Raw genomic sequence first — 24,893 nt, 5'->3', positions numbered from 1 at the left:
CCCCGCGATCCTGTTGTTGTGAACTCCCTGCGTATCTCGACCCGGGCATGGCTTTCTGCCGCGCCTCGTCGGTAGGGTCGAGCATGGCCCTGCACCGCGGTTCGAGCTCGCACGCATCGGAGGACCGGGGATCGAACTCGGTGCTCACGGAGGCGAATCCCGCGCTGGGGGAGCGTTTGACGCTGCCGAAGAACCGGATGGCGCCGGGCCCGGTGCCACCGGACGTCGCCTACCAGCTGATCCATGACGAGCTGCTGCTGGACGGCAGTGCGCGCTTGAACCTCGCGACCTTCGTCACGACGTGGATGGAGCCGCAGGCAAGGCAGCTGATGGCCGACTGCGTCGACAAGAACATGATCGACAAGGACGAGTACCCGCAGACCGCGGAGCTCGAGCGGAGATGCATCGCCATGCTGGCGGACCTGTGGCACGCCCCGTCTCCCGAGGACGCCACCGGGTGCTCGACAACGGGGTCGAGCGAGGCGTGCATGCTGGCGGGGCTGGCCCTGCAGCGGCGGTGGGCGTCACGGGTCAAGGACCGCTCGCGGCGGCCCAACCTGGTCATGGGGGCCAACGTCCAGGTCTGCTGGGAGAAGTTCTGCCGCTACTGGGACGTGGAGCCGCGGATCGTGCCGATGAGCGGTGACCGCTACCACCTGGACGCGGCCGAAGCCGTGGCCCGGTGCGACGAGGACACGATCGGGGTGGTGGCCATCCTCGGGTCGACGTTCGACGGCAGCTATGAGCCCGTTGCCGAGATCGCGGCGGCGCTGGACGAGCTCGCGGGCTCCGGTGGGCCGGACGTGGCGATCCACGTCGACGGGGCCTCGGGCGCGATGATCGCCCCCTTCCTCGACGAGGAGCTCCTGTGGGACTTCCGCCTTCCGCGGGTCGCGTCGATCAACACGTCCGGCCACAAGTACGGACTGGTCTACCCCGGTGTGGGCTGGGTCCTGTGGCGCGACGCCGACGCCCTGCCCTCTGAGCTGGTCTTCGAGGTGAACTACCTCGGTGGGAACATGCCCACGTTCGCGCTGAACTTCTCGCGCCCCGGCGCTGAGGTCGTGGCGCAGTACTACACGTTCTTCCGCCTCGGGCGGGACGGGTTCCGCGCCGTCCAGCAGTCGGCCCGCGACGTGGCGACCTTCCTGGCCGGGCAGGTTGAGGAGATGCCGGAGTTCCGGCTGATCACCCGTGGTGACGAGCTGCCCGTCTTCGCCTTCACCACCACGGAGCAGGTCACCGGCTGGGACGTCTTCGCCGTCTCGCGCGCACTGCGCGAGCGAGGATGGCAGGTGCCCGCCTACACGTTCCCCGCGGACCGGCAGGACCTGTCAGTCCTGAGGCTCGTGTGCCGCAACGGCTTCGGTATGGACCTCGCCGACCTCCTGCTCGCTGACCTGCGCAGCGCGGTGGACGGGCTCAACCGCGACCACCGCTCCGGCACGGCCACCGGACCCGCGGGCTTCCGTCACTGATCCCCGTCCCTCGGGGAAGTCACCGGCTCCACCGCGCCCATGGCCTCCACCCCACCCGATCCGGTCGATCGGCCGCTCTGGTGGTGGTGCACACCCTCGTCCACCGCGACCCTCACCCGGCTGAGCAGGACCACCGCGACCGACATGGTCACGAGGAAGAGCAACGACGCCAGGATGGGCCCCACCCCCTTGCTGAGCTGCTCGTCGTAGACGACGACGCCGAGGATGACGCTGACCAGGGGGTCCACCGCAGCAGTCGCGGGGAGGCTCGCAGCCAGGGGGCCCGCCTGGAACGCCATCTGTGCGAGCAGCAGGCCCGTGGCCCCGGCGGCGACCAGAGCATAGGGCTGCCAGCTGGTGAGGAGCGCGGCCGGCCCGTCCGCGGCCAGGTTGGTGCACGCCTTGATGAGGGCGGCGGTCCCGGCGTAGATCGTGCCGACCCCGATCCCCAGCAGGGCGGCGGCCCGTCGCGAGCCCAGCTTGCGACGCGTGGCCCGCCGGGAGGCGACGACGCACCCGGCCACCATGACGATCGAGGCCACTGCGGCGAGCGCGGCCGGCAGCTGGTCGGTCTGCTCCGCTCGCGCCGTCGCGGCCCCTGACACGGCGAGGAAGCTGCCGACGGAGATCACGAGGGCGGCGCCGAGGACCAGCTCCCGCCGGCTGATCCGTGTCCCGGCGACCCGGTGGGCGACGACGAGGGCGAAGAGCACCGCGCTGACGAGGACCGGCTGCACGACGGTGAGGGCGCCGAGGTGCAGCGCCAGCACCTGGAGCCCGAGCCCACCCACGTCGGCGAGGATGCCGAAGAGCCAGAGGGGGTGACGCAGGGTGGCCGCCGCGAACCCCAGGAGCTCCGTGGGGCGGAAGTGGTGCACCCGCGGCATCTGGCCCGCGCTGGCGTGCTTGAGGGCGGTCGCCACCGAGAAGAAGGCGGCAGACCCCAACGATGCCCCGATCACGCCGACGAGGCTCACGGGACGACGACGCTCCTCATCCGAGCCCTCGCCGCACCGTGGTGAGCGCGTCGAGGTGCTCGGCGGCGTCGAGGTGCTGGGCGGCGCGGGCCGTCGCGTAGGCCGCCTCGGTCAGCTCCAGCAGCGGTTCCCAGGCCACGGCGCAGACGGCCGTGCGGTTGTGGGCGGCCATCTGGCGACGCCGGGCCGGGTCGCGCGCCAACCGGACGATGGCGTTGCTCATGTCGTCATCGGACTCACAGAGCAGACCCTCACGCTCGTGGTGGATGAACTCGCCGACGCCACCCTTCGACTTGGCGATGACGGGGAGTCCGCTGCACCGGGCCTCGAGGGCGGCGATGCCGAACGACTCGAGGTCGGCGGGGGCGAGGAACACGTGTGAGGCGCCGAGGACGTCGTGCACCGCCGGTCGGTCGAGACGTCCGAGCAGGGTGATGCTGTCGGTCATGGAGTGCCGGCGCACGTAGCGTTCCATCGCCGCCTGTCGGGGTCCGTCCCCGGCGACCACGAGCCGCAGCCGGGTGGGGTCCCCCTCGCGTTCGAGGGCCGCCTGCGCCCGGTGGACGAGCCGGAGCAGGGCGAGCGGTCGCTTGCGTCGGGCGAGGCGCATGACGGCCACGAGGACGAGCTCATCGGGTCTCTCCGCCGGCGCGGGCCGGCGCCACTGGTCCTGGTCGATGCCGTTGGCCAGGATGAGGATCGGGGTGCCGGGGCGCAGCTGACGACGGACGGGCGCCGCGGCCGCCTCACTCACGGCCGTCCACACGATCGGCAGTCCCGACCAGCCGCCGAGGGCGTCCATCGTCGACATGATGGGAGCGACACCGGCCCACATGGAGTGCACGGTGACGATGGTGGGGATCCCCTGCCGGGCCGCCGCCCGGGCGAGGAAGAAGGCCAGGGGAGAGCCCACGCCCAGGTGGGCGTGGACAACGTCCACGTCGAGGTCGCGAAGGACCCTGACCCCGGCACTGACGGCCAGGGGATGCAGTGCGCCGGGTCGCCGGAAGTCGTTGGTCACGCGACGCACGTCCGGGTCCTGCGGACCTGGGGTGCTCGTGATGATGATGACCTGGTGACCCTGCGCCTGCTGGCGCTCGGCGAGGTCCGAGACGTGCGTCTCGATCCCTCCGAGCCGCGGTGAGTAGAAGTCCGTGACGTGAGCGATCTTCACGACAGACCGGGGGGACGCACGCCCAACAGCACGACGCTGCCTCCGGAGTGATCGACGATGTGTGAGGACGACCATAAGGCCGCGAGGCCCAGGATCCCCCATCGACGCGCTGCAGCAGTGCCGGACATGGGGAGCGCAGGCACTCAGCTGATGGGGCTGAGACGCAGGCCGACGCCGGAGCCGGTATGCCGCGCCCCTCGAGACGTCGAGCCGTCGGGCCCGTCAGAACGGGTGGGGGCCCGGCCCGTCGACGAGCTGCCGCAGGCCGGTGGGACCGGGGTGGAGGCTGGTGGGGACGTCAGGGATGTGGTTGACGCCCGCCGGGCTGCCCGCTCCCGCGAGGAGGGCGACGGCAACCGCCACGGACCTGACGACCCGGCGCAGGTCACGCCTCCGGTCGGTGCTCATGTCTGCTCCTGTCGCCGTTCCTGCGGTGATGGCCCCCGACCGGAGGCCACCCCACTCACCAGGACGGAGGGGGAGACGGTGCGGCCAGATACGTCGCGGCCCCTCGTCGCCGGGGCGGGCCGGAGGGCGACGACATCGCCTTGACCCCCGCCGGATACGGTCAGGTCTCGGCCGCGCACCCCGCGCGATGTCCCCGCGGGGTCTGGTCTGTGACCGCCGAGGTCGACGCGTCAGGAGAAGACATGAGGATTCTGGTCACCGGGGCGAGCGGCTACGTGGGATCCCGTCTCATCCCCGAGCTGCTCACCCGCGGCCACGCGGTCGTCGGGAGCTACACGGCGGAGCGCCCCGTCGACTTCCCGTGGTGCGAGACGGTCGAATGGCGACAGATGGACGTGCTCGACCTGCGGGCCGTCGTCGACGCCGTCTCCGGCGTGGACGCGGTGGCCTACCTCATCCACGGCCTCGACGACGACGACTTCCGCGCCACCGATCGCGAGGCTGCCGAGAACATGCGGGACGCCGTCGACCGGGCCGGTGTGAGCCGCCTCGTCTACCTCTCGGGCATCGTCCCCGAGGTCGATCGCGAGGACCTCTCGGAGCACCTCGTGTCGCGGCTCGAGGTCGAGGAGACGCTCGCCGGGTCGTCGGCGGCCACCTTGACGCTGCGCGCCGCGATCGTCCTCGGATCGGGGTCGACGAGCTTCGAGGTCGTGCGCCAGATATCGGAACGCCTGCCGCTGGTCCAGGTCATCCCGACGTGGATGAAGGACACGATGGTGCAGCCGATCGCGGTCACCGACGCCGTCTACCTCCTCGCCCAGGCCCTCGAGCAGACCGAGGTGACCGGCCACCTCGACATCGCCGGCCCCGACCGGCTCACCTACCCGCAGCTGCTCGAGGTCTACGCCGACGTCGCGGGGCTGACCCGCGTCCAGCTCCCTGTGCCGGCCGTGCCCGTCGACGTCCTCGGCGCGGTGGCCGGCGCGCTGACCGACGTCCCCGCGCCGACGGTCGCGGCCCTCACCGCGAGCCTGCGCCACGACATGGTGGCGAACGGGGACCGCCACACGGTGCTGGGTGACCCGGACCGGCCGACCCTCGCCGTCCGGGACGCGATCGAGCGGGCGCTCGCCCCGTTCGACGCCGATCGAGACGGAGCGGCCCAGGGTGGCGACGCGCTGGCTCCCTCCGCGGGTGACCCGGCGTGGTCCCGGTAGGCGCGCACGGACCTCGGTGAGCCGGCACGGCATACCCGATCCGTATGCCGGGCCTTCCGCCCGCGACGCGCCCCGCCGTCGTTGGCCTGACGGCTGCACCCTCAGCGGGGTAGCGCGTGCACGACCCCGACGACGGAGACGTCGACCCGGTCGCCGACCGCGGGCACCACGTCCGTCGGCGTCCTGGCCGCCAGCAGCGTGCCGTCGTCGAGGCGGACCCTGGCCACGCAGTCATGGCCGTAGTACGCGATGTCGAGGATGACTCCCGGGACGGCGTCCCGCTCGTCGGGGCGGACGAAACGCACCTGCTCGGGCCGGATGAGCACGTCCTGCGAAGCTGCGGGTCCCACCGGGGCGGCCTCGAGCCTCAGGTCGCCGAGGGCGGTGTGGGCAACCCTTCCGGTGACGGTCGCCGCGACGAGGTTCGCGTGACCAAGCGCCCGTCCGACCGCTGCGCAGACCGGCCGCTGGTAGACCTCCTCCGGGCCCGAGTGCTGGGCCACGACGCCGCGGTGCAGGACGGCGACGCTGTCGGCCATCGAGAGCGCTTCCCTGGCGTCATGGGTCACCAGGAGGGCAGTGACGCCGGCTTCGCGAAGCGCGGCGGCGGTGGCCCGGGCCGTCTCCTCGCGCAGTTGGGCGTCCAGCGAGGAGAACGGCTCGTCCAGGAGCATGACCGCCGGGCGGGGCGCCAGGGCCCGGGCCAGGGCGACCCGCTGCTGCTGTCCGCCGGAGAGCTGGTGCGGAGCCCGGTGACGCATCTCCGGCCCGAGACCGACGAGCTCGAGGAGCTCGTCGATGCGCGCGGCGTGGGCGCGGGCGCGCGGACGCAGGCCCGACCGCGGGAGTCCGAAGCTGATGTTGGCGGCGACGTCGCGGTGGGGGAACAACGCCCCCTCCTGCGCGACGTAGCCGACCTGTCGCAGACGGGCCGGCACGTCTCGGCCGGGCCCGCTCACCTGGCGTCCGTTGACATTGATCGTGCCGCTGTCGGGGGTGGTGAAGCCGGCGATCGAGCGCAGGACCGTCGTCTTGCCGCACCCCGACGGCCCGAGCAGAGCCGTGATGCTCCCCCCGGGGACGCTCAGGTCGAGGCCGTCGAGGACCGTGGTCGCCCCAAAGGCCTTGCGCAGGGCCGTGATCTCGATCGCGGCCGCGGTGGGTGAGGTGCTCATGCGGTCGGGGGGTCCTCTGGGTGGCGGGTGAGCAGGAAGGTTGCCGGCGCCGAGATGAGGATGAGCAGCGCGGCATACGGCGCGGCGGCGCCGTAGTCGATCGAGCTGCTGTAGCTCCAGAACTGCGTTGCCAGCGTCTGGGTGCCCAGCGGGGAGAGCAGCAGGGTCGCGGTGAGCTCCGTGCTCGCACCGAGGAACGCGAGGGCGGCGCCGGCGCCCAGTGCCGGGGCGATGATCGGCACGACGACCCGCCGCACGACGGCAAGCGGTCCGAGGCCGAGGGAGGCGGCGGCGTCCTCGAGGGCGGTCGGCAGCTGCATGAGCCCGGCCCGCAGGCTCACCACGGCCCGGGGCAGGAAGAGGATGGCGTAGGCCGCCACGAGCATGGTGCTCGTCTGGTAGAGCGGTGGGACCAGGCGCAGGGCGACGGTGACGAGCGCCAGGGCCACGACGATGCCGGGCAGCCCGGTCCCGACATAGGTGAGGCGTTCGATGCTCATGGCCCAGAACCCCGGACGGCGCACGGCAAGCCAGGCCACCGGGAACGCGGCGACGGTGACGGCCGCAGCCGTGAGCAGGCCCAGCCCCAGGGTGGCGGCCGTCGTCGAGGCGAGGGCGCCCGCGTCGAGGGTGGTCGAGCCTCCCTGCACCCACCAGTAGCCGACGCTCCCGAGGGGCACGAGGATGGCGACGACCCCGACGACGAGCATGGCCAGGGACGCGGGTCCCGTCCACCAGCCCAGCGACGTGGGGCGCGGCGTCCGCGCCGCGCCGGCCCCGACCCGGGCGTATGCCGTGCGGCCACGCAGCACCAGCTCGGCCGTGAGCAGCACGAGGCAGACGATGACGAGGACACTCGCCAGGGCGTTGGCTGCGGGCCCGTTGAAGGACGACCGGAACTGATCGTAGACCGCGGTGCTCAGCGTCGGGAAGCGCACCAGGGACAGCGCGCCGAACTCGGCGACGAGGTGCAGGGCAACGAGCAGGCTGCCGCCGAGGACTGCCGGGCGCAGCTGCGGCAGCGTCGCGCGCAGGAACACTGCTCCTGGGCTGAGGCCCAGCGCGGCCGCGGACTCGGCCAGGGCCGGATCGAGCCCGCGCAGGGTCGCGGCCACGGGGAGATAGACCAAGGGGAAGTAGGACAGGGTGACGACGATCAGCGCCCCACCGAAACCGTCCGCCGCCGGCAGCAGCGATGACCAGGCGTAGGCGTTGACGAAGGCGGGCACGGCGAGCGGGGCCACCATGACGACGTGCCACAGGCGTCGGAGCGGCAGGTCGGTCCGGCTGACGAGCCAGGCGGCCCCGGTGCCCAGGACGACGCACAGGGCCACGGACCCGACGACGAGCCTGCCCGTGTTGGCCAGCAGCTCGACGGTCCGGGGTCGGAACACCAGTCGGGACAGCTCGGGCCACCCGGCGCCGAGGGCGGAGATGCCGATCACCACCAGCGGCACCAGCGTCGTGAGGGCCACCAGCCCGGCGACGACACCGAGGACCGACAGGCCCCCGAAGGGCGCTGCCGGTCCTCGGACGGGGCTGCCGGTGGTGCTCACTCAGATGCTCACTCAGATCAGACCGGACTTCTGCAGCATCTGCACGACCGTCGCCCCGTTGAGGGAACCGGGGTCGACCGTGGGCGCCTGCAGCTCGGCGAGGGGCTTCAGGGCCGGGTTTGGCGTCACGCCGTTGCCGATGGCGTACTCGAGCGCCGTGCTCGTGGTCAGGATCTGCTGACCCGCGGGACCCGAGAGGTACTGGACGAACTTCTGGGCGGCCTCACTGCGCCGGGACGAGGCGAGGACGCCGGCGCCGGAGACGCTGACGAACGCGCCCGAGTCCTGCTTGCCGAAGTAGTGCAGCTCGACGTTCTTGCTGTTGGCGCCGGACTCGGCCCGGTCCTTGTACCAGTAGTAGTGGTAGATGACCCCGGCGTCGACCTGCCCGGCGTTGACGGCCTTCATGATCGCCCCGTTGCCTTCGTAGACCTTGGCGTTCACCTTGAGGGCATCGAGCCAGGCCTGGGTCTTGTCGGCCCCCTCCAGGGTGAGGACGGCGCTGACGATGGCCTGGAAGTCCGCGCCCCCCGGGGAGACGCCGAACCGCCCCTTCCACTCCGGCTTGGCCAGGTCCATGAGTGACGCGGGGAGGGAAGCGGCCGCGACCTTGGTGGGGCTGTAGGCGAACACCGTCGCCCGCGCAGCCCAGCCGGTCCAGTTCTTCGTCCCGGGCACGAACTGCGGCGGGACCTGGCCCAGCGTGGTCGAGGGCAGGGGGGCGAACAGGCCCGCCTGGTCGACGAGGTCCATCGCCGGCGAGTTCTCGGTGAGGAAGACGTCGGCGGGGGAGGCCTTGCCCTCCTGCGCGAGCTGGTTGCCGAGCTCGGAGTCGTCGCCGTTGCGCAGGGTGACCTTGATCCCGGTGGCCGCGGTGAACCCGGCCACCATCTCGGCCACGAGGTCCTCGTGCTGGGCGTTGTAGACGGTCAGCTCGCTGCCGACCGAGCCGCCAGTGCTGGCCGGGCTGACGGACGTCGAGGCTGCACCGCAGCCGGACAGGGCCAGGGCGACGACGGTGGTGGCGACAGCGTGACGAGCTCGGAACACGGATTGGTCCTTTCGACGTTTGGTTAGGTAAGGCTGTCCTAATCTTGGCGGGATTGCAAGTGGCTCCCCAGCCCGTGTCCACGTAGCGCGAGGCACTCCTCCTGATGCGTGGGCGGGCGGCGTCGAGCGGGACGTCGTGGGTGCTTGTCGCCACCGGCCGGGCGCGGTGGTCACCGTCCGGACCCCACCCAACCCGCCGGCGCCAGCCCGTGGTGTCGCTGTCATGATCGCCTCATGCCCATCGCCACGCGTGCCTACGCCCACGTCCGCCTGACCGTCACCGACATCGAGCGCTCCCGCGCGTTCTACGACGACGTGTTCGGTCTGCCTGTCGCCTTCGAGCTGCTCGCCGACGCGGATGACGCCACCCGCGAGCAGCTGTCGTTCCTCTACGGCGGGGTCATCTATCAGCTGGGCGACTCGCTGCTGGGTCTGCGGCCGGTGGGGGCGGATGGGTTCGTCGACGACCGCACAGGGCTCGACCACGTGAGTTTTGCGGTCAGCTCCAAGGACGAGATTGACGCTGCCGCAACGATGCTCGACGACCGAGGCATCGAGCACGGGGGAGTGAAGGACATCGGCGCGGGCTACATCCTGGAGTTCCGCGACCCCGACAACATCGCCCTGGAGCTGTTCACCCCCAAGGTCTGAGACCGCCGGGGCCCGCGACGGGGCCACCCCTGACCCAGCGGGTCCGGCCCTCAGGTCAGGAGAGGCCGGGGCGCGAGCTGCGGGTCGTCGGGGACGACGTCGACGAAGTGCACGTGCAGGGTGGTGACGACGCGTGGGGCAAGTGCCGGACCGAGGACGCCGTCGAGGCAGGCCAGCGCCAGGGCGCGGATCTGGTCCGCGAGCCCCAGGAGCGGCGTGCCGTATTGCGCGATGAGCTGGATGACCACGCCGCCCAGCTCGTCGCGGCCGCGCAGCTCGAGCGTCACATGGGCCAGTGCGGACCTGGGGACGGTCCCGTCGACGGCGTCCCGCAGCAGGCTGACCAGGACGTGCTCGCTGAGCCAGTAGGGTCCGCCGCTCGACTGGGCGCGCACCGTGAGCCCGCGTCGGCCGGCGGTCAACGCCCGGGTGAGGACACGGTCCGAGATCTCGACCCAGCGAGCGTCTGCGACCTCGCGCAACGCCTCGGTCCCCGGGATCCGGACGTGCTCGGACGGCGCGTCGGCGTGCGACGTGCGGTCCGGGGTGTCTTGTGTCATCGCCATTGGGCCATCCTGACCGCCAAGGTACGCCGTGCACGGTGCAGCTGTCCCCGGACCACCGTCTCGTTGGTGCCGAGGGCGGCCGCGATCTGGGCGTAGGTCATCCCTTCCATCTCGGCCAGCACCCAGGAGGCGCGTTGGCGCCAGGGGAGCTCGCCGAGCGCGGCGCTCAGGTCACGTCGGAGCTCCTGCCCGTCGAGGCGGCTGACCGGGCTGTCCCCCGCGGGCGCTGGAAGGGGCGTCAGGAGCTGGTCGTCGACGGGGATCGGGCGTCGTCGACGCCGGGACGCCAAGACCTCGTTGGCCGTGATCCGGTAGAGCCAGGTCTTCAGGCTCGCGTCGCCGCGAAACGTGGGCAGGTGCTGCCAGGCCTGGGTGAAGGCCGACTGGACCGCGTCCTCCGCATCGTGCACGTCGCCGTCCAGCATGGTCGTGGCGTAGCGGAAGAGGTGGGGACCGTGTCGGCCGACGATCTCGGCGAAGGCGGTCCGATCGCCGAGCGCGGCCCGTCGAGCAAGGGCATCGTCCGGCAGGTCCGGCGCGAGGAGCATCGCCATGGCGCGCTCCTCACTGTGGGTCAGTGCAGCGCTGGAGCGCTGCGTCTGTGGCCGGCTGGCCTTTCTCGACGATCGAGGACCTCCAGACCCTATCCACCCCGACCCGAAGACGATCGGCGGCGACGCCTGGTGACGCGATCACCGACGGCCGCGCAGGAGTCGCCGCTCAGCGCAGACCGTCGGCCTCCCCCACCGAGAACGCGGGCCCGCGGGCCAGCACGTCGAGCACCACGTCAGCGTCCTCGTAGTGGGCCAGCCGGGAGAGCCCGGCGCTCGAGCAGGCGATCCGTTGTGCCTCGGCCCCGCTGATCGGGTAGTCCGGCACCACGGGCTGCCAGTGGATGGAGACGAGGTGGCCGTCGGGCTCGAGGTGCCCGACAGCCGACGTCATGAACGCCCGTGCCTCGGCGGGCTCGAGGTAGTAGAGGACCTCGCTGACGACGATGAGGTCGAAGGTCGTGTCGGGCCAGGGGCCACGAAGGTCCCACTGGCGCACGTCGACCTCGGTGTCACGGGCCATCGTGGACGCGGCGAGTCGCGCGCTCGCCTGCTCCACCGCCGTGGGCACCAGGTCGCAGGCGAGCAGCCGGTCGGCGCGGGCGGCGAGCTGCTCGCTGAGCACGCCGATGGAACACCCGGGTTCGAAGACGTGGCGATACCGGGCGCGGGGCAGGGAGGCCAGCGTCAGGGCGTACTTGCGGCGTTCGTACCACCGCGAGGTGAAGCCCCACGGGTCGGGATCGACGGCATACATGTCATGGAAGTACCCGGGTCTCACAGCAGCACCACTTCCCGGTCCCGGACGAGCCGGTCGATGACGAACGGAGGGAGCACGGCAGCGTCCGCCGGGTGGTCCGACAGGGCCTGCGTCTGGCTGACGAAGTGGTCGACGGCACGACGTTTGCGGGCCAGTTCCGCCTCGGAGAGCGAGATGGCCCGCACGCGGTGCCAGGGGACGGCCTCGTCGCCGGGGGAGGACCAGTGCCACATCCAGACGGGGTACTCCACCAGGACCGCTCCGGTGGCGCGACACGCCTGCGCGGCGGCTCGACCGGTGGCCTCGTGGTCGGGGTGGCCGTCACCGGCCCACGTCGCCAGGCAGATCGTCGCCGGCCGCAGCAGGGTCAACAGGTGGTCCACCAGCTCAGGCTCGTGACTGGCCACGGCGCCGTCGGGCAGCCCGAGACGGTGTGGGGGCGCCACGCCCAACGTCGCGCAGGCCGCGTCGGACTCCGTGACCCGCACCCGTGCCAGGGCGGCGGGACCCAGGGTCGGGGAGAGCGGGTATGCCGCGCCGCCGTCGGTCACGGCGGCGACGGTCACGTCCGCGCCGCGTGAGACCAGGGCAGCCATCAGGGCGCCCACGCCGAGGACCTCGTCGTCGGGGTGGGGCGCCACGACGAGGACACGATCCCAGCCGGACAGGTCCAGCTCGTCGAAGGCTCGTCGCCAGGCCGACCAGGTCGACGCGGGCGTGCCCTGACCCATCTGGTCGACGGTGCCGAGCCGGTGGGTGTCTCGCTCGGGGGTCACGGGCTCCCGTCCCCGGTCGCCGCCAGCGCCGCCCCGAGCGCAGCCAGGTCACGCTCGGCATGGCTCTGACGCAGGTAGACACTCAGGTCTGCGACGGCCGACGCGTGCGAGGCGTCGAGGGCGAGAGGCGCTGCGCCGAGAGCGCGGCCGACGTGGTCGATGACGCCGGTCGCGGCGGACTCGACGACAGCACGCACCCGCAGGGCGCGCACCCGGGCTGAGGCGAGGTCACGGGGGGCCCGGTCCGTCTCGGCGGCAGCTCCCTGCAGGGCCCATCGAGCACCGGCGAGGGCTGCGTCGGCGGCCCCGAGGTGGGCGAGGGCATGGGCATCGAGGCTCCGGGAGCGCGCGCTCCCGCGCAGGGTGTCCGCGACGGCCTCGGCGCCACCCAGCCAACAGGCGGCGACGCCGATCGCCCCGTGCCAGAAACCGGCCCGCTCGATGTAGTCGTCCCGACTGCCGACCAGCCGCGCGGGGACGTGGTCGAAGGACACCGTGCCCGTGGCGCTGCGTGCCATGCCCGCCCCGTGCCAGGTGCTGAGGTCGGGCGTGACGCCGGGGTGGTCGAGTGCGACGGCGAACAGGTGGATCTCGTCCTGCGCCCGGGCGGTCACGAGGGCGTGGCTGCACAGGCCTGCCCCCGAGCACCAGGCCTTGGCCCCCCCCAGGTCCCACCCGGCCGCCGAGCGGACCGCGTCCAGGCGTGGCGTGGGGGGTTCCGCGGCCCAGACAGCCCACCACTCGCCCGGCGCGACCCGGTCGCCGGTGAGCTCGGCGAGGATGGCGTCGGCGTCGGCGTGGGCCTCGAGGAGCCGTCCGACGACGACGTCCTGGCGGGCGAGTCGGGTCAGCTCCTGCCATCGGCCGCCGGTGTCCCCGCCGCCCGGCAGCGGTATCGTGGCGCCCCCGTCGTCGATCAGGCGCCGTACCCGCGTCGGGGTGCGGTCCGGGCGGTCCGTGGTCATGCGGGGAGGGTCTCCTCGAGGGCGGTGAGGTAGGAGGCGAACCCGTGGGGAGTCCGCTCCGAGTGCCGGGCAGACGTGCCAACGGGGGCGCGGGCGCTCCAGTCCACGGCATACCCGGCGGCGACGCAGCGCTCGATGAGCGCGACGTCCTCGTGGGCCGTCATCGCGGTGAATCCTCCGACGGACCAATAGGACTCGGCTGAGAGGGCGAGGCTGGTGCCGTGGACGTGCCGGTGGCCCGTCGACGGCGAGTAGTGACGTCGGTACTCCGACTCGAGTCCGCTGGCCCGCCGCGACCAGTCGGTGACCTCGACGGTCCCCACGAAGACGTCGTGACGGACGGCGGAGTCGAGCTGGACGGCGAGCCAGTCCGCCGGGACCCGGGAGTCGGCGTCCGTGGTCGCGTACCACGACCCGGGGCGTCGATCTGCGCCGCGGAACCCCGCTGCCCGCGCCATTCCGACGTTGCGTGCCGCGACGACCACGACGAGGGTGTCGGGTCCGACGGCCTCGAGGGTGCCGTCGGTGCATGCGTCGGCGACGACGACCACGCGGACCGGCACGGACACGGCGGCCGCGGCGACGTCGAGGGACTCGAGGCAGGCGCCGATCAGCTCGGCCTCGTCGTGCGCGGGCACGACCACCGTGATCTCACGGACCCCGACCGGAGCGGGGTGCAGGGCACGGGCCACGGTGCTCCTCTCCTTGGTCGGCGTGACGCTTGCGTGGACAGCGTGCCCGATGGCAGGCTGCCCAAACGCGGCGGGCGGCCCGGCCCGGTCCGTCGCTCAGCGCATGTTGCCGGTGTGACCCAACGAGAAGCGCCCGGGCTGCGGCCAGACCAGCAGTCCGTGCGGACCCGCGCGGACGGGGATGACGTGGGTGACCTGCCCCGTCGTCGTGTCGAACACGTAGACCTTGGCGCTGTAGCGGCCGGAGATCCACAGCTCGGTGCCGTCGGCGCTCACCCCACCCATGTCCGGCGACCCGCCGCCGGGGATCTTCCAGAGGGCGGTCTGTGTCAGCGTGGCGGCATCCAGGACGCTGATCGAGCCCTCGTCCCGGTTGCTGACGAAAATCCGGGTGGCGTCACGGGAGGGATAGAGCCCGTGGGCACCCAGGCCAGTCGGGACGAAGTGGTCGTAGGTCATGGTGTGGGCGTTGATGACCCAGACCCCGTTGCGCAGCATGTCGGCCGCGAGCAGCCACTTCCCGTCCGGCGAGAGCCGGACGTCCTGCGGCATCGCGGACGCGCCCGACTCGAGACTGGCCCTGGGGCCCCCCATGGAGCGGGCCATCTCCGGCGAGGTCGCCCCCGGTGTGGGGATGACGTTGAGGTCGATGACCTTCTGGACCGTCGTCGCGTCGGCGTCCAGGACGAGCAGCTTGCCGCTGAACTCGCAGCTCGCGACGAAGGTCGTCAGGTCGGCCGTGTAGTCCATGTGGTTGATCCCGCGGCACGGCACGGGGAGCGAGCGTTTGAGGGCCATGGTGTGCGGGTCGCGCACATCGATCCGGCGCAGTCGCTCCGCCATGACCAGGGCGGAGGTGCCGTCCGGGGTGAAGTAGAGGTTGTAGGGGTCGTCGATGGGGATCGTCGCCCCCGGCTTGCCGGTCAGGGGGTCGATGGGCGTCATCGAGTTGCCGGTGTCGCTGTTGACCCACAACGTCGTCAGGTCGTGGTTCGGCACGACGTGCTCGGGGGACTTCCCGACCGGGAACGTGCCGGTGACCGCGTAGGTCTTCGGGTCGATGACCTGCACCGAACCGGCCTGCTGGTTCGGCACGTAGACCAGGGGTCTGGCCCGGGCAGCCGCCCCCTGGATGTCACCCGCCCCCACGTGGGCGTAGGGCAGCGTCGAGGCGGCAGCCGAGTCACCCGTCGCCGACCCCGGGGTGACATCCGCCCCCGTCGAGGTGTTCGGAGCCGCGGCAGACCCGAACGCCGGTCCGCCCGCGGCGGCCCCGCTGTCGCCGGAGCACGCGCTGAGCATCAGCAGGGCCGCGACGACCCCGCCGCCGACGAGGGCCCGGCGTCGTCCGCGCAGGCGGGTCGTGGCCCGGGCCGCGGCCAGGGGCCTCATCGGGCCTGGCCCAGGAGCTCGCTGAGGCGGACGGCGGCCAGCCCCTTGGCCCCGAGACCCCGCAGGATCCCCGGGAGCGCGTCGATCGTCCCCTGATGGCCGAGGTGGAGGCTGACGATCGAGCCCGCCGTGACCTTCGCGAGGGTCCGGGTGAGCACGGCCTGCGAGCCGGGATCGAGATAGTCCTCGGGGTCGACGTCGTAGGAGATGCACCGCTGGTAGCCCGAGCCAAGTGCGGCGGCCCGGATCAGGGCCGTGCTCGTGGGGGTCCCGGAGGGGCGGAACAGCAGCCCGGGTGAGCCGCCAAGGACGTCAGCGACGGCGCGGGCGCCGTCGCTGACCTCCTGGGCGGCCTGGGCAGGGGTCAGCCGGGTCATGGTCTGGTGGCTCCAGGTGTGGTTGCCGAGATCGTGGCCGGCGGCCACGATGTCGCGGCCCAGGCTCGGGGTCGCCGACAGCCACTGGCCGACGGCGAACACCGTCAGGTGCGCCCCGGCGGCGGCGGCGATCTGCAGGGCCTGGGCGGTCAGGCCCGCATCGCCGGCGCCATGGAAGGTGAGGGCGACGGCGGTGCCCGTCGTGGGGCCGCGGGTGATGTCCGGTCCGGCCTCCCGCAGGAGGCTGGGCGCGAGGGACGTCCCCGGGCCGGGAGCCGGGGTGGTGGCCGACGAGGCTGATCCGGAGCGGTCCGACGCGGCGCTGGCGCCAGTCGTCGCTCCCTCGAGCGCAGGGCCGGCCGACGAGCAGCCGGACAGGGCCAGCCCGAGCACGCCGCTCCCCAGTCCGGCCATTCCTCGAAGGAGCGTTCGGCGATCGGTGGTCGGGCTGTCCGCGGGCACGAACGACAGGGTGGCACACCCGACTTGGGAAACACTGAACGGCATACAGGAGTCGTCGACGTCATCCGCCACTGTGGGTGACCACTCAGCGGGCTCCGTCTGTCGGGTGGGGCCGGACCACGACGACCGGTGACTGCGCCCGGTGCAGCACGCCGTGGCTGACCGAGCCCATCAGCAGCCCAGAGAAGCCACCCCGGCCGCGGCTGCCGACGACGACGAGCTCGGCGCCCTCCGACTCCGAGACGAGGACGTCCACCGGGTGGCCGCGCACGACATGGGTCCGCACGTCGACGTCGGGATATTTCTCCGCCCAGCCGGCGACCGACTCCGCCGTGAGGGCGCGTTCCTCGTCACCGAGGCGCTCCCAGAGGTCGGACGTCGAGGCGACGGCGATGACCCCCTCGACGAACTCGACGTCCCAGGCGTGGACGACGGTCAGGCCGACCTCGCGCTGCGCCGCCTGGGCGAAGGCGTAGCCGATCGCGTCGGAGGAGACCGGCGACCCGTCGACCCCGACGACGACCCGCGGCCGCGTCGGGCTCGCCATCGAGAGCGTCCGGACGACGGCGACCGGGCACGAGGCGTGGGCGGCAACCTGCAGCGAGGTGGAGCCGGCGAGGGCGGCACCCACCGAGCCGCGCCCGCGAGAGCCGACCACGACGGTGTCGGCCTGCGCGGACACCGCGACGAGCGCAGCAGCCGCCTGGCCTCGGCACGCCTCGGTGGTCACCTGGAGCGTGGGGGCGATCGACGCGACGTGCTCCGCGGCGCCGCGGAGCACCCTCTTGCACTCGTCCTGGATCACCGGTATGACGGCTCCGAGGGTGTCCGAGGCGTAGTCGATCCCCGACGCACACACGAGGTGGAGCCGCAGGTGGCGGCGTGAGGCCTCGTCGACGGCCCAGTCCAGCGCGAGTTCGCTCGGTGTGGAGCCGTCGACGCCGACGACGATGGTCGGGTGGGTGGACAGCTGGTTCATCACAGGCCTCCAGGTCAGCGGTGAGTGGGGGTGAGCGCGGGGGTTGCATGGGTCCCAACCCTCGTCACCTCACGGTGCTCGCCCCGCCGAGGTGGGGGAAGGGCCCAAGGTCCCGCCCGTGGCCTTGGGGACCCTCTGCGTTGGGCCCTTTGCCTCTCAGCCACCCCTGTGCAGGGATCATGACCGATGGTGGGCCGGGTCAGGTCAGCGCCGTGCCCACCAGGAGGGGAACCCGGAGGCGGGCGAGCACCGGACCCTCGCCGTCGAGGTGGCGGGCGGCGTGCCTGCTGCCGGCTGCGTCGACGGGCGCAGGCCCTCACCCGCGAGCCAGGCATTCAGGCTGAGCGCACCCGAGACCCCGCTCGCGTCCGCCGTGGGCACCTTGTCGCCCACCCAGGCAACCTGCGCGTCGGCGGCGACGCCACGTCGGCAGCCCCGACCAGGCCCGACGTCCTGGGGGACCGGCTCCTGGCCGGCGTGTCGTGACATCGGAGAGGGGGACATGGCGCTCAGCCCAGCGGAGCGGGTGGCTGGTCGTCCACACCGGAGCGGAAGAGGGAGTTCATGGGTGATCCTGACGCACAGGCCATCACCGACGTGTCCGGCTCGGAGCGACTGCTCCTCGAGTCCTGCAGCGGACGGCTGGACCCATTCCGGACGTGCTGAGATTCCCAGCACCCGCAGAATACACCGGCTCACCAGGCTCCCGGCGTGCGAGCGAGCCGGGAGAACCGGACAGGCCGGCGGCCCCTGCATACCTCTCCCACGGCGGCTCAGGACCCTCCTCCTCCATCCGCGACTGCTTCCGCCGCGGATCGAGGCCCAGGTCCGCCCAGGTGGTGGTCCAGGACGAAACCGGCCACGGCAGCGACGTCAGCCATGCCAGGTCGGCCGCGAGGTCCACGCGGGCGCCGGGACGGGCGGCATACAGGACCAGGGCAATGCTGGGCCGGGCCGTGGGTCTCTCGCCGCGCGACACCCTTGCGAGCGCCTCCGACGTGGGGATGAGCAAGGACGACTGGATGCGGCCGACGAAGACCTGCTCCATGACGTCCACCTGGAGTCCGGATCCAGCGCCGGTGACGAGGACGGAGAGCCCGAGGAAGGACGGCACGGCCAGCCGCACCCGGTCGGCAAGCATCGTCAGGGTTGCGGCGATGTCGACATCGGCGTCGCCGAGGAGCTCGGTGAGGGCGGCAAGCCGGGCGAACGGGAGGGCAGGGACGTTCATGGGACATGAGCTCCGGTGGCGCCGACCGGGCGCACCGTTTCGAGCCGGGGCCGGGCAGCGCGGGTCGCGGCGCGAGGTGCCCGGTCGGGACACGGTGGTGATCCGGGTCCGGGGCTCCCGCCACTGCCAGCCCACTGCCGCAACGCGGCCGGCGGGCAGGACTGGTTGTCGGGGAGGTGGTGACGCCTCGTCAGCCTCGGTTGTGCCGGGCCCGGGCGCGTCCGACCGCCTCGTCGAGCAGGTGCCGGGCAACATCGACGACCTTCGTGTGCTCGGCCTGGCTGATCGCCCGCAACCGGTCCATCGCCTCCTCGGCGGTGCCACCGCTGCGACCACGGATCAGACCGATCGCCTGGTCGATGACGGGTCGGCTCGACAGGGCGGCCTGCAGCTGGGTGGTCAGCGCCAAGGCCTGGGTGAGGATCTGGGCGTTGTGGACCGCGACCGCGGCCGGTGACGCAAACAGCTCACCGAGCTCGACCGCGCGGTCGTCGAAGACGTCCTTGCCGCGCGCGTAGACGTTGAGGGCACCCACCAGCTGCCCGGGCAGGATCAACGGCAGCGACAGGGCACTGTGGATGCCCAGGCGGCCGACCCGTGGACCGAACCGGGGCCACCTCCGCTCCCCGCCGAGGGACCCGGAACGGACCGTGCGTCGCTCCCGGGCAGCGGTGATGCACGGCCCCTCCTGCAAGGTGACGTACTGGATCTCGTCGAGCTGCGACACGAACGGGTGACTGGCGGCCAACGCCTCGACGCGGTGACTGTCCTGACTGACGTCAAGGAGGGTCACCCCGGCACCGTCTGCGCCGGGGATGGCCCGTGACGCGAAGGTGGCCACCCGCGCGAGGAGGTCCTCGAGCCCGAGGGTGCCGACCACCAGCCCGGCCAGGTCCGAGAGGTTGCTCTGGAGGTCTGCAGCGTCCTCGGCGTCAGAAGTCTCGCGCCGCACGGCGCGCGGCCCCCGCGGGGTCTTGTCGAACCCGCTCATCCAGGTGCCCCTTCGGTCGAGGATCCAGCGCGTCGGTGACCGGTCGGGCTACGGTCCGCTCGAGCACGCTCTGCGACGACCCGAGTGTATGCCGGGCAGCGCAGCCGGGCGATGAGGCCGGGGGATCACGGCCGCGGGTCGGCCGGCGTAGCCCGTGGGACGGGACCTTCGGCCCTGTCGAAGACCCACAGGTGTCAGCAGAGTCGACACGACCGGGTCGTCAGGCAGACCCCGAACCAGTGTCGCGAAGGAGCAGGTTGTGGGACCCACACGACACGGCACGGCCGCACCTGCACGCAGCACGACCGCACTGGCGATCTGCGGCGCCGGGGGGGTGCTCTCGGTGGTCGTGCGCAACCGTCTCCTGCGGTGGGGGGCCACCCGGGCGGAGGTGGACATGGTGCTGCCCGGCGACGGGCTCCTGCGCCGCGCCCACCTCTGCTCGACCCGGGCCATCACGGTCGACGCCCCACCCGCGGCGGTGTGGCCGTGGGTGGCGCAGCTGGGCCAGGGGCGCGGTGGGTTCTACAGCTATGACGGCCTCGAGAACCTGCTCGGGTGCGACATCCACAGCGCTGAGCAGATCCTCCCCGACCTGCCACCGCCGGTCGTCGGGGGTGAGTTCCGCCTCCACCCCGACGTGGCCCTGAGCGTCGCGGTCGTCGAGGCAGGGCGAGCCCTCGTCGTCACCGGCGGGGTGCCCATGGGGACGGTGCCCGCGCCCTACGCGTCCACGTGGGCGTTCATCCTGCTCGACGGCCGAGGCGTTACCACCCGGCTGGTGACGCGGGAGCGCTACCTCTACCTCCGCCCCCTCGCCGGGGTGCTCCTGGAGCCCGTCGCCCTGGCCAGCTTCGTCATGACCGAGCGCATGCTGCGCGGCATCCGGGACCGGGCCGAGTCCCGGCACGCAGGGTGAGCACCACCCGCATCCTCGCCCGGCCCCAGGCGGACCGGGCGGTGCGGATCGGTGACGCAGCGGCTCGTCCAGGGACCGAGGTGCTGACGATGATGGGCGTCACGAGCGACGGGCTGGCGAGCGCGGACGCGGCGGGGCGGCTCGCGCTCTCCGGCCCGAACGCGGTTGCCTCCCACCGTGCGCGGATCCTGCCGGTCCTCTGGCACCAGCTGCGCTCCCCGCTGCTGGGTCTGCTCCTGCTCGCGGCGACGGCCTCGTTCTTCGTCGGGCAGCGCACCGACGCGGTCATCATCGGACTGATCGTGGGGCTGTCGGTCGGGCTGGGTCTCGTCAACGAGTACAGAGCGGACAAGGCGGCCGAACGCCTGCACTCCCAGATCGTCCACCGGGCCACGGTCCGGCGCGACGGACGGCCGGAAGCGGTCGACGTCGTCACCCTCGTGCCCGGCGACGTGGTGGACCTGGCGATCGGCGATGTCGTGCCGGCCGACATCCGACTGCTGGAGTCGGCCGGGCTCGTCTGCGACGAGTCCGTGCTGACCGGTGAGTCCCTCCCCGTCGACAAGGGAACCGAGGCCGTTCCGGCCGGGACGGCCCTGGCGGACCTGACGGGGTGCGCCCTCATGGGCACCATCGTCCAGGCCGGCACCGCCCGCGGTGTCATCATCTCCACCGGTCCCCACACGGAGTTCGGGGCCATCGCCACGGGTCTGGACACCCACCAGCTCGACACCCAGTTCCAGGTCGGCCTGCGCCGGTTCTCGATGCTGCTCGTCTATGTGGCGGGTGGTCTCACGCTGACCATCTTCGCGATCAACATCGTCCTGCAGCGTCCCGTGCTCGAGGCGCTGCTCTTCTCCCTGGCCATCGCCGTGGGCATCACCCCGCAGCTGCTCCCGGCCGTCGTCTCGACGAGTCTCGCGGCCGGGGCGCGCCGGATGAGCCGCGTGAAGGTGCTCGTCAAGCGACTTGTCTGCATCGAGGACCTCGGCGACATCGAGGTCCTCTTCACCGACAAGACCGGCACGCTGACGCGGGGCAGCATCGACTACTCGCACACCGTCGGTGCCGGGGCGACGACCCCGGCGACGGTCCAGGCGTGGGGTCTGCTCTGCACGGACGCCGCAGCCGGTCCCGGGCCCCCGACCGGCGCCCACCCCCTCGACCACGCCCTGTGGGAGGCCACCGACGAGACGCTGCGACAGCGGCTTTCGTCATACCAGCGTCTGTCCGTCCTGCCGTTCGACCACGAGCGCCGCCTGGTCTCGGTCCTGGTGCGGATGCCGGGCGGCGACCTGGTGCTGGCCACCAAGGGCGCCCCCGAGGCCGTCCTGGACCGGTGCGTGGGGGTGCCGCCGGAGGCCCGGCGGCGACTGGGCGAGGAGTTCGAGGCAGGCAACCGCGTCATCGCCGTCGCGACCCGCGCCGTTCACGACCAGCGCCTCCCGACGACCGCTGACGAACGCGACCTGGTCCTCCAGGGGCTGCTGGTCTTCCTGGATCCCCCCAAGGCGGACGCTGCGCGCGCGCTGGAGCGCCTTGCCGGCCTGGGCATCGCCGTCAAGGTCGTCACCGGGGACAGCGCCGTGGTCGCCGAGAAGGTGTGCCGCGACCTCGGCCTCGTGGATGGCGGCACGGTGACCGGTGCCGACCTCGACCGGCTCGACGGCCAAGAGCTGTTCGAAACCATCGCCACGACAACGGTTTTCGCCCGCGTCAGCCCTGAGCACAAGGCGCGCATCGTCCGCTGCCAGCGACGCAGTGGTGGTGGCGTGGCCTTCCTCGGCGACGGGGTCAACGATGCCCTGGCCCTCCACGCCGCCGACGTCGGCATCTCCGTCGACTCAGCGTCGGACGTGGCCAAGGACTCCGCCGACGTCATCCTCCTCGACAAGGACCTGGACGTCCTCGCCGACGGGGTGGCCGAAGGACGACGGATCTTCGCCAACACCATCAAGTACGTCCTGATGGGCACCTCCAGCAACTTCGGCAACATGGCCTCGGCCGCGGGGGCGTCGCTGTTCCTTCCGTTCCTGCCGATGCTGCCGTCACAGATCCTGCTCAACAACCTGCTCTACGACACCAGCCAGCTGGCCATCCCGACGGACCACGTCGACGAGGAGCAGCTGCGACGGCCCTCCCACTGGGACATCGGGTTCATCCGGCGGTTCATGTTCTTCTTCGGCCCGGTCAGCTCGGTGTTCGACTTCGTGACGTTCGGGGTCATGCTGTGGGTCTTCGACTCCGGGCCGGCCCAGTTCCGCACCGGCTGGTTCGTGGAGTCGCTTGCCACCCAGACCCTGGTGATCTTCGTCATCCGCACCCGGCGGACACCCTTCTTCCGCAGTCGCCCCAGTCGCACGCTGACCACTGCTGCTCTCGGGGTGGTCGCCCTGGGGGCGGTGCTCCCGGCCACGCCGCTGGCCGGAGCGCTGGGTTTCGCCCCGCTGCCCGGCGGTTTCTTCGTGGCCCTGGTCGGGATGGTCCTGGCCTATCTCGCCCTGATCGAGATCGGCAAACGCATCTTCTACGCCAGCGCCCCCAGCCCGACGTCGCGCGGAGTGCCCCACCGGGTCGACCGCCACCTGCGGCGCAGGGCCGCCTGGTTCAGCACCTCCCGACCACACCACGCCCGACCACACCACCCCCGACCACCGAACACCTGACCACCGACACCTGACCACCGAACACCCTCACCACCAAGGAGACACCCATGCCCGAGACCGGACTGACCGAGACGGCGCCATCCCAGCGGCACGACCTGGACCTTCTCGACGCCTACTGGCGGGCGGCCAACTACCTGTCCGTGGGCCAGATCTACCTGCTCGACAACCCGATGCTGCGCCGGCCACTGGTCGCGGCGGACATCAAGCCCCGGCTGCTCGGGCACTGGGGGACGACCCCGGGTCTCAACCTCGTCTACGCCCACCTCAACCGCGTCATCGGCGAGCGGGATCTCAACGCGCTCTATGTCACCGGACCCGGGCACGGCGGCCCGGGGCTGGTGGCCAACGCCTACCTCGAGGGCACCTACAGCGAGGTTTACTCCTCCATCAGCGAGGACGAGGACGGGATGAGGCGGCTGTTTCGGCAGTTCTCCTTCCCCGGCGGTATCCCCAGCCACGTGGCGCCGGAGACCCCTGGATCGATCCACGAGGGCGGTGAGCTGGGCTATGCACTGGTGCACGCCTTCGGCGCGGCGTTCGACAATCCCGACCTGCTCGTTGCCTGCGTCGTCGGCGACGGCGAGGCCGAGACCGGTCCGCTCGCCGCCAGCTGGCACTCGAACAAGTTCCTCAACCCGGTGACCGATGGTGCTGTCCTGCCGATCCTGCACCTCAACGGCTACAAGATCGCGAACCCGACCGTCCTGGCCCGGGTCCCCGACGCCGAGCTGGCCGACCTGATGCGCGGATACGGCTACGAGCCCCACTTCGTCGTGGGCGACGACCCGATGGCGGTCCACGAGGAGATGGCCTCGACCCTGGACCGCGTCCTCGACGACATTCAGGCCATCCAGCGAGGTGCTCGTGAGGGCGGGGCCACCGACCGACCCGCCTGGCCGATGATCGTGCTGAGAACCCCCAAGGGGTGGACCGGGCCGCGCACGGTCGATGGCCTCGATGTGGAGGGGACGTGGAGGTCCCACCAGGTCCCGCTGACCGAGACGCGGACCAACGCCGCACATCGCGAGATGCTGGAGCAGTGGATGCACAGCTACCGGCCCGAGGAGCTGTTCGACGACTCGGGCCGACTGCTGCCGGAGCTGAGGGCGCTGTCCCCGAGGGGCGTTCGACGGATGAGCGCGAACCCGCATGCGAACGGTGGCCGGCTGCTGCGCGACCTCGACCTCCCCGACTTCCGCGACTACGCCGTGGCCCTGGACGGGCCGGGCCGGACGGTCAATGAGGCCACCCGGGTGCTCGGAGAGTTCATCAGGGACGTCATCACCCGCAACCCGGACAACTTCCGCATGATGAGCCCGGACGAGACCGCCTCCAACCGGCTCTCGGCTGTCTTTGCCCAGACCAACCGTGCCTGGGACGGCGCCACGCTGCCGGGTGACGACCACCTCTCGCCCGACGGGCGGGTCATGGAGGTGCTGTCCGAGCACCTGTGCCAGGGCTGGCTGGAGGGCTACCTGCTCACGGGACGGCACGGGCTGTTCAACTGCTACGAGGCGTTCATCCACATCATCGACTCGATGTTCAACCAGCACGCAAAGTGGCTGAAAATGACAAGCGAGATGCCCTGGCGGCGGCGACCATGGCCATCCGTTCTGGGTCATTCGTGACGGTATCGTCGGCAGACGGTTCACAATCCACCGTCTCCTCGGTCTTCGAACGCCCGTCGCGCAACTCGAGCGCGACCGCGACCGAGCCGCAGCGCTTCTTCCAGGTGTCAGCCCCCCGGGGGGCGAAGAGGCCGAGGCCTCTTCGCCGGTCGCACTAGATCGAGGCTCGAATCGCGACGTAGAAATCTGAAGGACTTATTGGAACTGTTCGTGGAACAGTCCAAGAGCCGGAGAAGGGATTCGAACCCT

23 protein-coding genes and 1 pseudogene are annotated in these 24,893 nt (G+C 71.9%); 6 read left to right on the top strand and 18 right to left on the bottom strand.

All coding sequences use genetic code 11. The annotated features are described in order from the left end of the window. Positions 1-83 precede the first annotated feature (83 nt). Complete coding sequence (locus tag ACLL9L_RS08655; RefSeq protein ID WP_411284243.1) at positions 84-1,478, top strand: glutamate decarboxylase; 1,395 nt, start codon at positions 84-86, stop codon at positions 1,476-1,478. Here the strand turns inward: ACLL9L_RS08655 and ACLL9L_RS08650 are convergent. From ACLL9L_RS08650 to ACLL9L_RS08640, 3 genes are all read right to left on the bottom strand, one after another. Beyond that, the gene (locus ACLL9L_RS08650) at positions 1,472-2,455 is read right to left on the bottom strand and encodes a DMT family transporter (protein ID WP_411284242.1); all 984 of its coding nucleotides are present in this window, start codon (positions 2,453-2,455) and stop codon (positions 1,472-1,474) included. The genes ACLL9L_RS08655 and ACLL9L_RS08650 overlap by 7 nt on opposite strands. A gap of 16 nt (positions 2,456-2,471) precedes the next feature. Continuing rightward, positions 2,472-3,629, bottom strand: a complete 1,158-nt coding sequence (locus ACLL9L_RS08645) for a glycosyltransferase family 4 protein (RefSeq protein ID WP_411284241.1) — start codon at positions 3,627-3,629, stop codon at positions 2,472-2,474. Between the two features lie 222 nt (positions 3,630-3,851). Further along, on the bottom strand, positions 3,852-4,037 hold the full coding sequence (locus ACLL9L_RS08640) for a hypothetical protein (protein WP_411284240.1): 186 nt from the start codon (positions 4,035-4,037) through the stop codon (positions 3,852-3,854). A 242-nt stretch (positions 4,038-4,279) separates the two neighbouring features. Between ACLL9L_RS08640 and ACLL9L_RS08635 the strand changes: the two genes are divergently transcribed. After that, positions 4,280-5,257, top strand: coding sequence for an NAD(P)H-binding protein (locus ACLL9L_RS08635; RefSeq protein WP_411284239.1), 978 nt, complete (start codon positions 4,280-4,282; stop codon positions 5,255-5,257). Between the two features lie 101 nt (positions 5,258-5,358). On the opposite strand, the gene ACLL9L_RS08630 is transcribed toward ACLL9L_RS08635, so the two are convergent. The 3 genes from ACLL9L_RS08630 to ACLL9L_RS08620 are packed head-to-tail and all read right to left on the bottom strand — an operon-like array spanning position 5,359 to position 9,038. Further along, a complete protein-coding gene (locus ACLL9L_RS08630; RefSeq protein ID WP_411284238.1) occupies positions 5,359-6,432 on the bottom strand; it encodes an ABC transporter ATP-binding protein in 1,074 nt (357 codons plus the stop codon). After that, positions 6,429-7,988: an ABC transporter permease gene (locus ACLL9L_RS08625; RefSeq protein WP_411284237.1), complete on the bottom strand. Its 1,560-nt coding sequence runs from the start codon at positions 7,986-7,988 to the stop codon at positions 6,429-6,431. The genes ACLL9L_RS08630 and ACLL9L_RS08625 overlap by 4 nt, the downstream gene beginning before the upstream one ends. A 12-nt stretch (positions 7,989-8,000) precedes the next feature. Then, positions 8,001-9,038: an iron ABC transporter substrate-binding protein gene (locus ACLL9L_RS08620; protein WP_411284236.1), complete on the bottom strand. Its 1,038-nt coding sequence runs from the start codon at positions 9,036-9,038 to the stop codon at positions 8,001-8,003. 234 nt (positions 9,039-9,272) lie between these two features. On the opposite strand from ACLL9L_RS08620, the gene ACLL9L_RS08615 reads away from it, so the two are divergent. After that, on the top strand, positions 9,273-9,689 hold the full coding sequence (locus ACLL9L_RS08615; RefSeq protein ID WP_411284235.1) for a VOC family protein: 417 nt from the start codon (positions 9,273-9,275) through the stop codon (positions 9,687-9,689). Between the two features lie 50 nt (positions 9,690-9,739). Here the strand turns inward: ACLL9L_RS08615 and ACLL9L_RS08610 are convergent, their stop codons facing one another. The 12 genes from ACLL9L_RS08610 to ACLL9L_RS08555 all read right to left on the bottom strand — a co-directional run bounded on the left by ACLL9L_RS08610 (position 9,740) and on the right by ACLL9L_RS08555 (position 19,431). Beyond that, a complete protein-coding gene (locus ACLL9L_RS08610) occupies positions 9,740-10,255 on the bottom strand; it encodes a hypothetical protein (protein WP_411284234.1) in 516 nt (171 codons plus the stop codon). After that, the gene (locus ACLL9L_RS08605) at positions 10,246-10,809 is read right to left on the bottom strand and encodes an RNA polymerase sigma factor (RefSeq protein ID WP_411284233.1); all 564 of its coding nucleotides are present in this window, start codon (positions 10,807-10,809) and stop codon (positions 10,246-10,248) included. Before ACLL9L_RS08605 ends, ACLL9L_RS08610 begins: the two co-directional genes overlap by 10 nt. 166 nt (positions 10,810-10,975) lie before the next feature. After that, a complete protein-coding gene (locus ACLL9L_RS08600; RefSeq protein ID WP_411284232.1) occupies positions 10,976-11,587 on the bottom strand; it encodes an SAM-dependent methyltransferase in 612 nt (203 codons plus the stop codon). After that, complete coding sequence (locus tag ACLL9L_RS08595; RefSeq protein ID WP_411284231.1) at positions 11,584-12,342, bottom strand: PIG-L deacetylase family protein; 759 nt, start codon at positions 12,340-12,342, stop codon at positions 11,584-11,586. The genes ACLL9L_RS08600 and ACLL9L_RS08595 overlap by 4 nt, the downstream gene beginning before the upstream one ends. Next, positions 12,339-13,307, bottom strand: a complete 969-nt coding sequence (locus tag ACLL9L_RS08590; RefSeq protein ID WP_411284230.1) for an acyl-CoA dehydrogenase family protein — start codon at positions 13,305-13,307, stop codon at positions 12,339-12,341. Before ACLL9L_RS08590 ends, ACLL9L_RS08595 begins: the two co-directional genes overlap by 4 nt. Next, entirely contained in the window at positions 13,304-13,999 is a 696-nt protein-coding gene (locus ACLL9L_RS08585) for a glycosyltransferase (RefSeq protein WP_411284229.1), read from the bottom strand. Before ACLL9L_RS08585 ends, ACLL9L_RS08590 begins: the two co-directional genes overlap by 4 nt. Before the next feature lie 96 nt (positions 14,000-14,095). Beyond that, positions 14,096-15,391 carry a YncE family protein gene (locus ACLL9L_RS08580; RefSeq protein WP_411284228.1) on the bottom strand — a complete coding sequence of 432 codons (1,296 nt, stop codon included), beginning with the start codon at positions 15,389-15,391 and terminating at the stop codon, positions 14,096-14,098. Continuing rightward, complete coding sequence (locus tag ACLL9L_RS08575) at positions 15,388-16,230, bottom strand: polysaccharide deacetylase family protein (RefSeq protein ID WP_411284227.1); 843 nt, start codon at positions 16,228-16,230, stop codon at positions 15,388-15,390. Before ACLL9L_RS08575 ends, ACLL9L_RS08580 begins: the two co-directional genes overlap by 4 nt. An 85-nt stretch (positions 16,231-16,315) precedes the next feature. Further along, positions 16,316-17,209 (bottom strand): universal stress protein, encoded by an 894-nt coding sequence (locus ACLL9L_RS08570; protein WP_411284226.1) that lies wholly within the window; start codon positions 17,207-17,209, stop codon positions 16,316-16,318. Between the two features lie 204 nt (positions 17,210-17,413). Continuing rightward, positions 17,414-17,713, bottom strand: a complete 300-nt coding sequence (locus ACLL9L_RS08565; protein WP_411284225.1) for a hypothetical protein — start codon at positions 17,711-17,713, stop codon at positions 17,414-17,416. An 85-nt stretch (positions 17,714-17,798) separates the two neighbouring features. Further along, positions 17,799-18,440 carry a hypothetical protein gene (locus tag ACLL9L_RS08560; RefSeq protein WP_411284224.1) on the bottom strand — a complete coding sequence of 214 codons (642 nt, stop codon included), beginning with the start codon at positions 18,438-18,440 and terminating at the stop codon, positions 17,799-17,801. Between the two features lie 190 nt (positions 18,441-18,630). Next, a complete protein-coding gene (locus ACLL9L_RS08555) occupies positions 18,631-19,431 on the bottom strand; it encodes a GAF domain-containing protein (protein ID WP_411284223.1) in 801 nt (266 codons plus the stop codon). A gap of 259 nt (positions 19,432-19,690) precedes the next feature. Here ACLL9L_RS08555 and ACLL9L_RS08550 point away from each other — a divergent pair, with 259 nt between their 5' ends. The 3 genes and pseudogenes from ACLL9L_RS08550 to ACLL9L_RS08540 form a co-directional block, all read left to right on the top strand. After that, a complete protein-coding gene (locus ACLL9L_RS08550) occupies positions 19,691-20,350 on the top strand; it encodes an SRPBCC family protein (RefSeq protein ID WP_411284222.1) in 660 nt (219 codons plus the stop codon). Further along, positions 20,347-23,016: a magnesium-translocating P-type ATPase gene (gene mgtA, locus ACLL9L_RS08545; RefSeq protein WP_411284221.1), complete on the top strand. Its 2,670-nt coding sequence runs from the start codon at positions 20,347-20,349 to the stop codon at positions 23,014-23,016. The genes ACLL9L_RS08550 and mgtA overlap by 4 nt, the downstream gene beginning before the upstream one ends. 47 nt (positions 23,017-23,063) lie before the next feature. Then, a pseudogene (locus ACLL9L_RS08540) lies at positions 23,064-24,629 on the top strand (phosphoketolase); the annotation flags it as partial. Between the last annotated feature and the right edge of the window lie 264 nt (positions 24,630-24,893).

This window comes from Lapillicoccus sp. (genome assembly GCF_046595215.1).
Lineage (GTDB): Bacteria > Actinomycetota > Actinomycetes > Actinomycetales > Dermatophilaceae > Lapillicoccus.
The sequence above is the reverse complement of the archived record's forward strand: the minus strand, read 5'-3'. Positions and strand labels throughout refer to the sequence as shown.

Coding starts and splice junctions, on each gene's coding strand:
- ACLL9L_RS08630 (WP_411284238.1), bottom strand. CDS start 6,432: ATGAGCACCTCACCCACCGCGGCCGCGATCGAGATCACGGCCCTGCGC.
- ACLL9L_RS08580 (WP_411284228.1), bottom strand. CDS start 15,391: ATGAGGCCCCTGGCCGCGGCCCGGGCCACGACCCGCCTGCGCGGACGA.
- ACLL9L_RS08560 (WP_411284224.1), bottom strand. CDS start 18,440: ATGAACGTCCCTGCCCTCCCGTTCGCCCGGCTTGCCGCCCTCACCGAG.
- ACLL9L_RS08615 (WP_411284235.1), top strand. CDS start 9,273: ATGCCCATCGCCACGCGTGCCTACGCCCACGTCCGCCTGACCGTCACC.
- ACLL9L_RS08610 (WP_411284234.1), bottom strand. CDS start 10,255: ATGGCGATGACACAAGACACCCCGGACCGCACGTCGCACGCCGACGCG.
- ACLL9L_RS08640 (WP_411284240.1), bottom strand. CDS start 4,037: ATGAGCACCGACCGGAGGCGTGACCTGCGCCGGGTCGTCAGGTCCGTG.
- ACLL9L_RS08605 (WP_411284233.1), bottom strand. CDS start 10,809: ATGGCGATGCTCCTCGCGCCGGACCTGCCGGACGATGCCCTTGCTCGA.
- ACLL9L_RS08590 (WP_411284230.1), bottom strand. CDS start 13,307: ATGACCACGGACCGCCCGGACCGCACCCCGACGCGGGTACGGCGCCTG.
- ACLL9L_RS08555 (WP_411284223.1), bottom strand. CDS start 19,431: ATGAGCGGGTTCGACAAGACCCCGCGGGGGCCGCGCGCCGTGCGGCGC.
- ACLL9L_RS08655 (WP_411284243.1), top strand. CDS start 84: ATGGCCCTGCACCGCGGTTCGAGCTCGCACGCATCGGAGGACCGGGGA.
- ACLL9L_RS08565 (WP_411284225.1), bottom strand. CDS start 17,713: ATGTCCCCCTCTCCGATGTCACGACACGCCGGCCAGGAGCCGGTCCCC.
- ACLL9L_RS08570 (WP_411284226.1), bottom strand. CDS start 17,209: ATGAACCAGCTGTCCACCCACCCGACCATCGTCGTCGGCGTCGACGGC.
- ACLL9L_RS08635 (WP_411284239.1), top strand. CDS start 4,280: ATGAGGATTCTGGTCACCGGGGCGAGCGGCTACGTGGGATCCCGTCTC.